This window comes from Synechococcales cyanobacterium T60_A2020_003 (assembly GCA_015272205.1).
GTDB lineage: Bacteria > Cyanobacteriota > Cyanobacteriia > RECH01 > RECH01 > JACYMB01.
Genome location: JACYMB010000305.1, coordinates 1 through 11,899, shown reverse-complemented (window position 1 = coordinate 11,899; position 11,899 = coordinate 1). Strand labels below are relative to the sequence as shown.

Sequence of the window (11,899 nt, the reverse complement as noted above, 5' to 3'; positions counted from 1 at the left end):
TCGACACCTGGACCGAGTTACTCTGCCATGCCGCCTGATTGGATAAAGTCGAGCTTAGGTGACACGTTATTTAAAACTGCACACGCTTCGTTACGGTTTCCGTAATGGGGCTGCCATAGGGGGGATCAAAAGGATAGGCTGGCAACAGTTCTAATTCTCTCTGCGCTCTCACTCCTCACCGATGGCGTCTTCCCTCGCAATTTCGACCCACGGGTTGACCAAACGGTTCGATCGCCATATTGCCGTCAATGATCTTGACCTCCAAGTTCAATCCGGTGACGTGTTTGGGTTGATTGGCCCCAACGGGGCAGGCAAAACGCCCCTGATTCAGATGTTAGCAGCGGCGGAAGAACTCACCCTGGGCGAAATCTATTACCTCCCCGACGATTTCCCGCTGTACGACGACCTCACCGTTTGGGACTATCTCGATTACTTTGCCCGTCTTTATAATCTTGCGAATCCTCAGCGCGATCGCCGGATCTGCGAAGTGTTAGAGCTCGTGCAGATCTCCCATAAACGCCGCAGCCTGATCAAATCCCTTTCACGCGGCATGAAGCAACGCCTCAGCCTCGCCCGGACGATTGATTATTCATGAACCTGTTGTGTTGCTGCTAGATGAACCCGTATCTGGTCTAGATCCGATCGCCCGTCAGCAGTTTCGCGAGATCATTCGGGTGTTACAAGCTGCAGGCATGACGATTTTGATCTCATCCCATGTGTTAAGCGACTTAGCCGAGCTTTGTAGTGCCGTGGGCATTATGGAGCTGGGCTTTTTGGTGGAAAGTGCGCCGCTGGCCGATTTGTATCAACGCCTCAGTACCGGACATCTTCTGCTGACTACCTTGGGCGATCGCGCCAATCTCCAAGCTGCCCTTCGGGACAGTCATCGAGTCGGCAATGTAGAGATCCTGACCGAACCAGGCCGCCTCAAGGTTGAGTTCTCCGTAACGCCTGAAGATAGCGCTGAATTGCTGCGATCGCTCATCGAAGCTGGCATTCCCCTGACCGAGTTTCAACTTGCCCAGGACGATTTGGAAACAATTTTTTTGCGATTAGGACATCAGCAGAGTTCCTAGCCGAAAAAGTTGGGCTGCATCTACAGACTCCGTACGCTCCTTACCCATGAGGTTATCAATGGTGTTTACATCTTTGAATGCATTGATAGACTGAAATCCACAGTTTTTTCGCGAAGTAAAAGGCTGACTCACACGCCGGAATGCCATTCTGGCGATCCTGTCTTCTTTGGGAATTCAAGGGCTGATCGTGCTGGGATTTGCCAGCATGCTCCCCGATTCTCGCTCTCAATCCAGTCAGTACTGTACAGGTTCGGCTGAGTACTACTATCCCACCTGTGTATTTGATGATCTGGGCTATCCCATCATCAACTGGACAGACTGGTGCCTGGATGTTTTTCAAGTCCTATCCTGGTTGCTGGTCTTTGCAGGACTGTTGGCGGGGGTGTATCTGCTCATGAACGATCTGGGACAACAAGAGCAGCGGGGTACGTTGAACTTTATCCGGTTAAGTCCCCAAACCAGCCAGCGAATTTTGTGGGGCAAACTTTTGGGCGTACCGATTCTGGCCTATTTGGCGATCGCCCTTGCGATTCCTGTACATCTCATCCTGGGGTTTGGAGCAAACCTCTCAGGTGGGCTGCTTCTTGCTCTGTACACTAGTGTTCTCGCCCTGTGGGAACTAGCGTTCACCAGTGCGCTGTTATTCGTCCTAGGGGTCAGGCAGGCATGGGTAGGGGCATTGGCAGTCTGTTTGGGCGGCATGTTTCTCGCTGTGACTTGGCGAGATTTGAGCTATACATCCAACTATCTGCCAATCCAGCAATGGTACAGCCTTGATATTGGCGATTCCCTGTTCCAGGCTACCGCTTGGTGGGTCATTTCGCTGGGGGTGGCGACCTACTGGCTTTGGATCGGCGTAAATCGGCATTTTCGCAATCCCAACGCCCTGCTGATCAGCAAGCGGCAAAGTTACCTCGTCACGCTTTTGTTCGAGATTTGGCTGATTGGAATGATGATCCACGAGGTGGAAGACGGGTTTGATCCGTTGGAATACGTCGCCACCTTCGCGTTCGTCAACCTGGTCTGGTTTACGGTATTGGCAGCCGCCCTCATGCCTAGCCGCCAAGCCGTACTCGATTGGGCCCGCTATCGTCGAATTCAAACCAGCGCCCAGGAGCGATCGCCCCACCTGCTCCATGACTTGCTTTGGAACGATAAGAGTCCTACCGGGTTAGAGTCCTAGGGATCAATCTGACGATCGCCCTCGTTGGTATCACCGTTTGGCTGATCTTTTGGCCTCATGACACCAGTGATGAACGAGGGATTGCACTGAGTGCGATCGCCCTGTCCGCTGTCTTTCTACTCACCTGCACCCTGATTGCCCAACTCATCGTCTTTTCCGAAGCCAAATCCAAGCTAGTGCTGGCAACACTCACGGTTACGGGTCTTGTGTTTGTACCGCCTCTGGTGTTTTTGATTGGCTCGGCCTATCCCGACACTATGCCGCTGCTGTGGCTCTGTTCCGCGTTTAGCTTGGCGGCGGTTCCGTCTGCGTCCATTGCGAATATTGTGCTTGCCAGCCTGATCCAACTCGGCGCACTGCTGGCATTTTCGGCGCAAATGGCAAACCAAATCCGCAAAGCTGGCGAATCAGAGTTCAAAGTCCTCACAGCGGCAGGTGATCCCCATGCCAAAATAATCGGCTGAGACTAGTTGACAGACGCTCTACCCTCTGGCATATTGAGATATATGCTTGCGGGTATAGCTCAGTGGTAGAGCGTCACCTTGCCAAGGTGAATGTCGCGCGTTCGAATCGCGTTACCCGCTTTGAAATAAATCCAGAGCAATTGTTAGATTGTAGACCTTGGCTAGGTTTCCCCTGCATTCAATCTTTTTAAGGGGAATGGAGGAATCAAAACCAGAATTCCTTGTAATCAACTTAGTTTGAAAGTGACTGATACTGTTTAGAAAAGCCTTAAACCTTATCTAAACACCAAAGTAGTCATTGGGAATATTTGCCAATTTCTGGAACAGCGGTGCTCATGACCTCCGCTAGGCTGAAGCGATATGCAGGATCGTTTAGGGTTCTCAATATTGCTCTAGATTGCAAGACACTGGATCTCTACAGAAAGGTTATAGATAATAAGAAGAAACCGTTGACCCATTTGTCTGTATCCGGGCGTGAGCGCATAGCCCTTGAAAGAAAAACTAGGCTAGAACGTTATAGGGCTTCTCTGCGAACGTTCTGGCTCATGTCTCAGGCGATGTCCAACTGCTCGTTACCTAGTATCTACTTCAGCTTTAGTACCCTTGTATTCTAAACCTGGCTACTTGTGCAAACTCAAAAGCCTCATAAGATTGACCTAAGTTCTGACTATCCGTGTCCATGCCGTCGTCGCGGGCGGCTGATTCCGATCGCACTGACCGATGCGTTTGGGTGCGATCGCTGCCAACATATTTTTGTAGTTCAAGAGAATGGACACACCATCGAACAATTAGTGAACCACTACCCCTATAAGAAAATTTGGCGGTGGAGTGGTCATCAGTGGATTACGACTCATCCCATGCTGGTTCATGACATTCTGTCAATGATGCTCCCCACCCTGCTGCTAGGGCTAACGATTGTGCTCCTGATCGCGGCGTTGCAATCTCAGGCCGGCCTCATCATTCCCGTTGGTCGAATTTTAATTTTTGTCTCCGTAGTGCTGCTATCCCTCGTCTGGATAGCAGCACATCGACGCTCTTCATAACGTTGAGCCGATGGTTACCTCCTTTTCACAACCTTCCGATTCTGCGGCTGATCGAGTTCAGGCGATCGCCCATAGTGCCTATACAACGTCTGGGGTGCTAGCGGAGTTTAGTGGCTCTGCCCGCAGTAAAGCGCTAAAAACAATGTCAAAAGCACTGGTGAAGCGCCAGGACGACATCCTAGAAGCTAATACGCTGGATCTAGAAATGAGTTTGGATATGGCCGTTCCGGGGTTATTGCTGGAATGGCTAAAGCTTACCCCTGAGCGATTACAGATTGCAGCCCAAATTCTGCAGCAGTTGGGCGATATGGCTGACCCGATTCAGCAGGTAATGCATACTCCCTACACCGTGGATCAGTGCCAAACCTACAGCCAACTGATGCCGTTGGGGGTGATTTCCCTGATCTATGAATCGTTTCCAGAGTTGGGGGCGATCGCCACTGGCCTCTGCCTTCGCACTGGAAACAGCTTAATTCTGAAAGGGGGGAGCGAAGCCAGCCACTCCAATCAGATCATGGTGGAAACCTTGCAGGATGCCCTCGATGAAGCTCGGCTCCCAGTGGAGAGTGTCCAGCTTTTGCCCTCCGATCAGGGGGATATACTCCGCCAGTTGGTCACGCAGGATCGCTATATTAATCTGCTCATCCCCTACGGACGATCCAGCCTGGTGCAGCAGGTGATTCGCCAAGCCACTGCCCCCGTCCTCAAAACGGCTATTGGCAACTGCTATCTCTACTGGTCGCCCTCTGCCAGTATTGAGTTGGCACGCTGGATTATTACCGATAGCCATCAAAGCGAGCCTGACCCCGTCAACGCCATCGAAAAAGTGTTAATTAATCGACACCACAACGGCTCGGCGTTAACCATGCTGTGGAGTAGCCTCCAGGAAAAGGGATTCACGATTAAAGGGGATGCCGAACTCGTTGCCGAGTTTCCAGACCTTGGGCTTGTGGAAGAGGACGAGTGGCAGCAAGCCTACCTGGACAACACAATCGCCTTCAAAATGACCGATAGTCTGGATTTGGCGATCGATTGGATTAACCACCACAGCAATGGGCATGCCGACTGCATTGCGACGGAATCCTACGGCGAAAGTCACCGCTTTGCCCGTCGGGTGAATAGCGCCACGACCTACATTAATGCCTCCCCTCGCTTTTCGCGATCGCCCGGTGTCGGAAAACCTGTATTTTTAGGGATGTCCAACCAAAAGGGACAACGCCGAGGGCCGATTAGTCTGGAAACGCTAACCACGATCAAGCAGATTGTCCAAGGCAGCGGTAGTAGCGGATCGTGACCCCATTCACTGATGAGCACTCTGAATGCCCAATTCTGATTCTTACCTTCCCAAATTTGAGTCCATCGAGGCCGAACGCTTGCATCGCAAGCAGCGTCTTGCCGCCGCGTTTCGGATCTTTGCCCACTATGGGTTTGATGAAGGGGTGGCAGGACACATTACGGCGCGGGATCCAGAGCATACCGACTGTTTTTGGGTAAATCCGTTTGGCATGTATTTCGGGCATATTCGAGTATCGGATCTGCTGCTGGTCAATCACAAGGGCGAAGTCGTTGAAGGCGATCGCATGGTGAATGCCGCCGCCTTTGCGATCCATTCCCAGATTCACCAAGCCCGTCCCGATGGGGTTGCCGCTGCCCACGCCCATTCCACCTATGGCAAATCGTGGTCATCCCTGGGGCGCTTGCTCGATCCCATCACCCAAGATGCCTGCTCCTTTTACGACGATCACGCCTTATTCGATGACTATACGGGAGTCGTGCTGGATCTAGACGAAGGTAAACGCATTGCAGCCACGCTGGGCGATCGCAAAGCTATTATTCTCCGAAATCACGGCCTTCTCACCGTCGGGCAGTCGGTCGATGAAGCGGCATGGTGGTTTATTACGATGGATCGTTCCTGTCAGGCGCAGTTGATGGCGGAAGCCGCAGGTCAACCCGTCCACAGTGATCCCGACACGGCCAGCCTCACCTTTAGTCAGGTAGGGACTCCCTTTATGGGGTGGCTGTGCTTTCAGTCGTTGTATGACAAGATGGTGCGCGAACAGCCGGATCTGTTGGCGTAATGCCTAATTTTGAGTTTTGAGTTGAAAATGCGCTATGCCGTTGGTGAGTCCAGGATTTGATCCGTAGCTGGTATTTCAGCAATCGGGATAAGCTGTTGCCGAAGGGCGACTCGGTTTAGCTTGCCCTGGGCATTGCGAGGCAGGCTGGACTGGGCAAGCCACCGCTTCGGAATTTTGAACGGGCTAAGCTGCGATCGCAACAATGCCGCGATCGCCTCCTCACAATCCGCCTCAGACTGGGGCACATAGATCGCCGTGACCACTTCCCCCCAGGTGGTATCAGGTTGCCCCAGCACACAAACATCCCGAACCAGTCCCGTCGCCAAAATCGCGGCCTCCACCTCATTGGGGTATACGTTTTCGCCACCCGTGATGATTTTGTTGCTGTATCGGCCCTGGATGCAGAGATGGCCTGCAGTATCTAGCACACCCATATCATCCGTAAGGAACAGGCGCGATCGCCACGGTTCCCCTGGATAGTAGCCCCAGGCCAGGGAATCTGCCTGAATCTGAATGCGTCCAAGTTGCCCCTCTGCAAGGCGTTGTTCCTCAGAATCAACAACCGTTAGGCGAACATGGGGGAGCGATCGCCCAACGTGGGTAGCTTCGGCTAAAAATTCCTCTGGGTGCAACGTCGCCACCTGGGAGGCCGCTTCGGTCATGCCGTAGGTCGGGGCTAGGGGCAGATGGTGTTGACGGGCTTGATTGAGGAGGGCAGGCCACGCAGGGGCACCCCCAATCAAAATCGCGCGAAACTGAGCAACGTCCCTCAGATCATTAGGCTGGGCGAGCAAACGCTGAAGCTGAGTCGGAACCAGGGACAGGAACGTATTACGCGGATCCAGATCCAGAGGAATTGGGGTGAGGTCTTTCGGGGAGGCGATCGCCAACATTCCCCCCGTAACGAGCGATCGCACCGCCTGCATCAGACCACTGACATGGTACACAGGCAACACGCAGTAGGAGTGAATCGCATCGACATCAAAATGCGCCTGCATACCCTGCACCGAGGCCAGCAGGGTATCCCAGGTATGAACCACAAACCGAAGCTGTCCCGATGTTCCGCCCGTGGGAATGCAGATCGGAGCATCCATCTCATCCAGCCAGTCAGACTGCCGGGGAGATCGGTCGGGGCAAGAGCGGTCATACCCTGTCTCCGAAGAAGACTTGCTCCAGACCAGATCCGGCTGCACAACCCGCACCGCATTCTCCCATTCCGGCGTAGACCAGCCCGCATGCCCCAAAAACAGGGGATGACCCGTCGCGCAAGCCGCAAAAAACCCCGCTAGAAATTGAACCGGATCGGAATCGGCCAGGAGTACTCGCGTTGGTGGCGGGTATTGCTCTAATTCCCCAATGCGCTGCCCCAGGATTCGCCAAAAGCGCTGAGAATCGCATCCCAACAGCCAGGGATCGTTCAAACGACGTTCGAGGATTGATCGGGCGGACAGAGGCGTTGCCATAGCCATTCGTCAGAGCAAGACGACCACCCATCATTGAACCATTGATTGACGCCAAAACCGAGGGCACGAGCACGTCGCACCGGAATCGACGGAATCAAGCGTTCCAACATATAACGCTGGGCGATCGCCGTTTCAAAGACCGATGACCACACGACATCGAGCGATCGCCCTTGGCTGATCTGCCGCAAACGATGGGGAGAACCTGCGATCGCCGCCTTCAAGACCACCACACCCGACCATCCCCGATCCAGACACGCTTCCAACTGATCCAAACTCGCTACCGATTCGTCTAGGGCGATCGCCGTTTGAAACTGTTGGCTGAGGGACACCATCGCGTCAAATTGGTCTAGAGAAAGGGGCTGTTCTAGAAATTCAACTTTCTGGGCGCGATCGCACCGTTTCAACCACCGCACCGCCGCCGCCCACGACAGTCCCCCATTGGCATCTAATCGAAGCTGAGCATGATCGGGCAATAGTTCCACCAAGCGATCGAACCAGGCCAATTCATCCGCTAACGACGCCACACCGATTTTCCACTTAAACGTGGAACTCTCTGAGGTTGACCGCATCAGAAGAGTATCGAGCGCCGCTTGTCCGGTGGGCAGCAACACGCTGTTGGCGGGCAACGAACCGGACAATGGCGATGGAGAAAACGACTCCAAAACCGACTCCAACCCAAATTGGCACGCTGGACGATGATCGGGCGTTGTGCGTAAATCGGCCTCGGAGCAGGGAGAAGGTAATGCCTCACAATGGGCGATCGCCTCTGCCAAGGACTCGGTTCCAAACCACTCCAGCGGCGCAATTTCGCCATAGCGCACCTGCCCAGACTCAGCCTGAACTCGCAATAGGATTCCCGATCGCACCTGCCACTGTCCGTGATTTGTAGACAGGGGACGAGCAAAGGGACGATGGTAAACTCGGTACTCAACGCTATACTGCATGACGATGGGCAATTGAAGATAGAAGACGCTATGAGTTCATCATCGGATGAGATGCAGCAGTTTATTAAGCTCGATCAGTTTTTAAAGGTGACGGGTGTAGTGGGCACAGGGGGAGAAGCCAAAATGCTGATCCAATCTGGGGAAGTGATGGTGAATGGAGAGGTGGAAACCCGTCGCGGTCGAAAGTTGGTGCATGGGGATTTGGTCGGCTTTGGCGACGAAGAATTGATGGTGGAATTTGAGGATTGAGGGCAGGTTCCTTAACGATTCCCTTACGTTATCGTTGAGACTTTACGCAACGTTTACCTGAAAACGCCTGGGGTCTCGTTAGACTAGGGGCAAAACACGCTATCTCTCAACGTGTATTGTCGCGTTCCCACACCTATTAATGAAATCTGAATACATCGCTTTTCTCTCGGTCGTTGTCATCGCCATTATTCTCACAACGGTTCTCCAAGAACGGACGAATAAATGTAGACGGATGGGACATCGAAACCTTGCCTGTGTTCTGCAAATGAAGTAAAACTCTTTCTTGTCGTACAACTCCAATTCTGACAAAACGCCCACCTCTGATTCGCTCAGGCACTAGGATACGAGGTGGGCATTGTCGTAGTGCCTGTATGGTTACTGGTCTGATGGAGAATAGAACGTCACGCAATCGCTTTCCAAGGCACTACTCCGGAAAAGCGCGGAAAAGACGCTGCTCGTCGACGTTCATGCAAGCGTCATGATTAAGACTTTTCCCCCAGGTATACAGTCCCTTGACCGACTACAATCAAAAGGGCTTAGGATTGGCTAAAGTCCTTGACCAGAGCCATTTATGCAGATTTTGTGCAGCAACAATTCTCAACGGAACTCGTCAAGTCCTGCAATCAAACTCAAACAAGGATTGTGAAAGGAGAGTTATGTCTACGATCAACGTAACAAACACAGGGGATTCCGGTGCAGGATCGCTTCGTAAGGCGATCGCATCCGCCAAGAGTGGGGACGTGATTAAATTTGCCCCCAAGCTTGCGGGCAAAACCATCACGCTCAAAAGCCAGCTTGAAGTCCCTGCCGGATTAAACCTCACCATTGACGGTGGCAATGCTAAGGGGCTGACCATCAGTGGGGCAGATAAACATCGCATTTTGCTGCTCCAATCCACGTCTGCAACACCTTCCCGCCTCACGGTAAAAAATCTGACCCTAGCCGATGGCTACACCAGCGATCGCGGCGGAGCCATCAGCACAGAGCATCAGGGACAGGTCGTTGTTGAGAATGTTCTGTTCAAGGGAAATAAAGCGGATAAGGGCGGGGGAGCAATTTTTACGGCCTTTGAAGGGACGCTTTCCGTTCAACGCTCGAAGTTTATTGGCAATGTCGCGATCGCAGACAACGATGAACGAGGAGCAGGGGCGATCGCCTTTTGGGGGCCGCGAGAATGCACCATCGTTGGCAGTCTCTTTCGAAAGAATCGTGGTATCAATGGTGGGGCAATCAACAGCCTTAATGGTAAGCTCACCATTAAAAACTCTAAGTTTTTTGACAACGATGTTAGCGCAGCCTCCTATGACAACGGCGAACCTAATCCCTCTCTGCGCGGTTATGGCGGCGCAATCTATGCCGATCGCGCTAGCTCAACGAGTGAACCGTCCGGCACTATTAAGCTCCTAAACACAATCTTTGATGGCAATAAAGGTCGTGCCGCTGGGGGAGCCGTCTATCTTTACACGGGAGGCCAGGATAACGTCGTCATTGACGATGCCGTCTTCAAAGACAATGCAGTTACCGGACTCCGGGGCGGGGAAGGCGGCAATGCCGGAGCCTTGATGGTAATGAGCAACGAAATCAACCGAGGGTTAAAACTCAGCAACGCCGCTTTCATCAACAACACAGCGAAAGGACAAGGGGGTGGCATCTGGACGATGAACTCTCCCGGTCTGATCACCAACGCGACCTTTTCAGGCAATCGCGTTACTGGAAAAGATACGTCCAATGTCGGGGGCGCAATGACCCTCTACAGCCCCACAGAGATTATCAACTCCACAATTGCCAAAAACTATGCCGGATGGGTCGGCGGTGGTATTTCCGCCGGAGATGGAAACAATGTCAGCGTTAAAAACACCATCTTCTACAAAAACACTGCCGATAATGGCTCAAACGACTGGGGCATCCAACAACACACGAATCGTGAACTCATCGATAAGGGTGGTAACATCCAGTATCCACCGAAAGCAACGAACCTTGGTAACGACTATAACGCGACCGCCAACGTTAAACTCATTGATCCAAAACTAGGTGGACTAGAGCTTATGGACGGGATGTATGTGTATCCCTTGCAGAAGGGTAGCCCCGCCATTGATAAAGGAGTCAATGGTGCGCCCAAAACCGATCAGCTTGGTGTCAAGCGAGACGGTGAACCCGACATCGGAGCCTTTGAATTTGGAACCGCTAGCCGTAGCCGCACGCTCTCTGTTAGTCCCTCTCCATTGGAGATTGAAGGCACAAGGGAGGGCGATCGCCTGCGAGGAAGCAAGCAAGGAGACACTATTCTTGGCTTGGGTGGAGGCGATACGATTCTAGGCGGTGCTGGGGACGATGGGATCGTAGGTGGACGTGGAAATGATGAGCTTACAGGCGGTTCTGGACGAGATTCATTTGTGTACGAGGCGTTTCGCGATCGCAGTGACGTGATTACCGACTTTAATCCTAGGAAAGACATCCTTAACCTTCTGTCTCTCTTTACAGGTAACGATTTCAGCAGCGATCGCCCGTTCAAGAAATACGTTCAGATCCAGCAAGAGGGAGATAATGTGGTGGTGAAGGTAAATCCCTTGGGCGATCGCCAACCGGGCACGTTTGAACGACTCGCCACCCTAGAAAACGTATCGGCAGAAGCGTTAGGCGTCCAAAACGTGATTACGTCTGTGTCGATGCTGCCTGATTAAGTTCCCTCCCAGAGACTTGGTTGACTAACAAAACTCTTGAAACCCTTGATTTTTCGTAGATTGGGTGAAGCACGAGCGAAAACCGACGAAACCATTGCTGGCGTTGGGTTCCACGTTGCTCCACCCAACCTACCCGTGAAGCTTTTGGCAGTCAATCAGCCCAGAGCCTCAATCGTTTCCCATCACGTCGCGAGATTTGACGTTCGAGTCGGTCTCGCGGCGATTTATCTTAATGAGCCAGAACTTCAGTGCAGCACTTTATCCATCTACAAAACGACCCGTTGCATGTTCGAGCCAGTCAAAGAGGGTATCAAGCTATTCGACCGTAATAAAGCCATACTGCCAAAGAATCATGGGGAACTGCGTCGCACAGTCGTCATAGTGTAGCACAACGCCAATTTCATCGTTAGAGAGGCCGAACTCGGCTTGAACAAAGTCAATCAGTCTATTGATAAATCTTGAACTCATTGTCTATTCTCCCAAATAGATAGGGGGTATCGAGAGAGTGTGTGAACGGAAAACCTAAACCTTTAGAAACATCCTCATTAGGCTTATAGAGCCAGCCCTCTAAAGGTCATTTGAGAGCTTCTTAACATTTTCTATCATCCTTGTTATCAGTGGCTTTTGGGCTTCTATTCTAAAAGCTAAACGTCTAACACCCACGTTTGAGCCATGATTTTAGGAGAAGTGTTTGAGCGGTTCATCACTGAGAGTCCGT

At 52.3% G+C, this 11,899-nt stretch carries 10 protein-coding genes, 1 tRNA gene and 1 pseudogene; 9 read left to right on the top strand and 3 right to left on the bottom strand.

What is annotated here, in order from left to right; all coding sequences use genetic code 11:
• Window positions 1-181 precede the first annotated feature (181 nt).
• The 7 genes and pseudogenes from IGR76_15040 to IGR76_15010 all read left to right on the top strand — a co-directional run bounded on the left by IGR76_15040 (window position 182) and on the right by IGR76_15010 (window position 5,844).
• Window positions 182-1,076 (top strand): annotated as a pseudogene (locus IGR76_15040) (ABC transporter ATP-binding protein).
• 205 nt (window positions 1,077-1,281) lie between these two features.
• Complete coding sequence (locus IGR76_15035) at window positions 1,282-2,259, top strand: hypothetical protein (protein ID MBF2079788.1); 978 nt, start codon at window positions 1,282-1,284, stop codon at window positions 2,257-2,259.
• Between the two features lie 176 nt (window positions 2,260-2,435).
• The gene (locus IGR76_15030; GenBank protein ID MBF2079787.1) at window positions 2,436-2,723 is read left to right on the top strand and encodes a hypothetical protein; all 288 of its coding nucleotides are present in this window, start codon (window positions 2,436-2,438) and stop codon (window positions 2,721-2,723) included.
• Window positions 2,724-2,771: 48 nt separating this feature from the next.
• Window positions 2,772-2,843 (top strand) — tRNA-Gly (locus IGR76_15025).
• Between the two features lie 506 nt (window positions 2,844-3,349).
• Entirely contained in the window at window positions 3,350-3,766 is a 417-nt protein-coding gene (locus IGR76_15020) for a hypothetical protein (GenBank protein ID MBF2079786.1), read from the top strand.
• Between the two features lie 10 nt (window positions 3,767-3,776).
• Window positions 3,777-5,060 carry a glutamate-5-semialdehyde dehydrogenase gene (locus IGR76_15015; GenBank protein MBF2079785.1) on the top strand — a complete coding sequence of 428 codons (1,284 nt, stop codon included), beginning with the start codon at window positions 3,777-3,779 and terminating at the stop codon, window positions 5,058-5,060.
• A 25-nt stretch (window positions 5,061-5,085) separates the two neighbouring features.
• Window positions 5,086-5,844: a class II aldolase/adducin family protein gene (locus tag IGR76_15010; GenBank protein ID MBF2079784.1), complete on the top strand. Its 759-nt coding sequence runs from the start codon at window positions 5,086-5,088 to the stop codon at window positions 5,842-5,844.
• Window positions 5,845-5,876: 32 nt separating this feature from the next.
• Here IGR76_15010 and IGR76_15005 read toward each other — a convergent pair whose 3' ends face one another.
• Window positions 5,877-7,313: a 2-succinylbenzoate--CoA ligase gene (locus tag IGR76_15005; GenBank protein ID MBF2079783.1), complete on the bottom strand. Its 1,437-nt coding sequence runs from the start codon at window positions 7,311-7,313 to the stop codon at window positions 5,877-5,879.
• Entirely contained in the window at window positions 7,262-8,251 is a 990-nt protein-coding gene (locus IGR76_15000) for an o-succinylbenzoate synthase (GenBank protein ID MBF2079782.1), read from the bottom strand. Before IGR76_15000 ends, IGR76_15005 begins: the two co-directional genes overlap by 52 nt.
• A gap of 30 nt (window positions 8,252-8,281) precedes the next feature.
• Between IGR76_15000 and IGR76_14995 the strand changes: the two genes are divergently transcribed.
• Window positions 8,282-8,500, top strand: a complete 219-nt coding sequence (locus IGR76_14995) for an RNA-binding S4 domain-containing protein (protein MBF2079781.1) — start codon at window positions 8,282-8,284, stop codon at window positions 8,498-8,500.
• Window positions 8,501-9,156: 656 nt separating this feature from the next.
• Window positions 9,157-11,181 (top strand): type I secretion C-terminal target domain-containing protein, encoded by a 2,025-nt coding sequence (locus IGR76_14990; GenBank protein ID MBF2079780.1) that lies wholly within the window; start codon window positions 9,157-9,159, stop codon window positions 11,179-11,181.
• A 315-nt stretch (window positions 11,182-11,496) separates the two neighbouring features.
• Here the strand turns inward: IGR76_14990 and IGR76_14985 are convergent, their stop codons facing one another.
• On the bottom strand, window positions 11,497-11,649 hold the full coding sequence (locus tag IGR76_14985; GenBank protein MBF2079779.1) for a DUF2949 domain-containing protein: 153 nt from the start codon (window positions 11,647-11,649) through the stop codon (window positions 11,497-11,499).
• Window positions 11,650-11,899: the final 250 nt, after the last annotated feature.

Excerpts from the sequence above, each read along its gene's own strand:
- IGR76_14985 (MBF2079779.1), bottom strand. The coding sequence starts at position 11,649 with ATGAGTTCAAGATTTATCAATAGACTGATTGACTTTGTTCAAGCCGAG.
- IGR76_14990 (MBF2079780.1), top strand. The coding sequence starts at position 9,157 with ATGTCTACGATCAACGTAACAAACACAGGGGATTCCGGTGCAGGATCG.
- IGR76_15015 (MBF2079785.1), top strand. The coding sequence starts at position 3,777 with ATGGTTACCTCCTTTTCACAACCTTCCGATTCTGCGGCTGATCGAGTT.
- IGR76_14995 (MBF2079781.1), top strand. The coding sequence starts at position 8,282 with ATGAGTTCATCATCGGATGAGATGCAGCAGTTTATTAAGCTCGATCAG.
- IGR76_15005 (MBF2079783.1), bottom strand. The coding sequence starts at position 7,313 with ATGGCTATGGCAACGCCTCTGTCCGCCCGATCAATCCTCGAACGTCGT.
- IGR76_15000 (MBF2079782.1), bottom strand. The coding sequence starts at position 8,251 with ATGCAGTATAGCGTTGAGTACCGAGTTTACCATCGTCCCTTTGCTCGT.
- IGR76_15035 (MBF2079788.1), top strand. The coding sequence starts at position 1,282 with ATGCTCCCCGATTCTCGCTCTCAATCCAGTCAGTACTGTACAGGTTCG.
- IGR76_15010 (MBF2079784.1), top strand. The coding sequence starts at position 5,086 with ATGCCCAATTCTGATTCTTACCTTCCCAAATTTGAGTCCATCGAGGCC.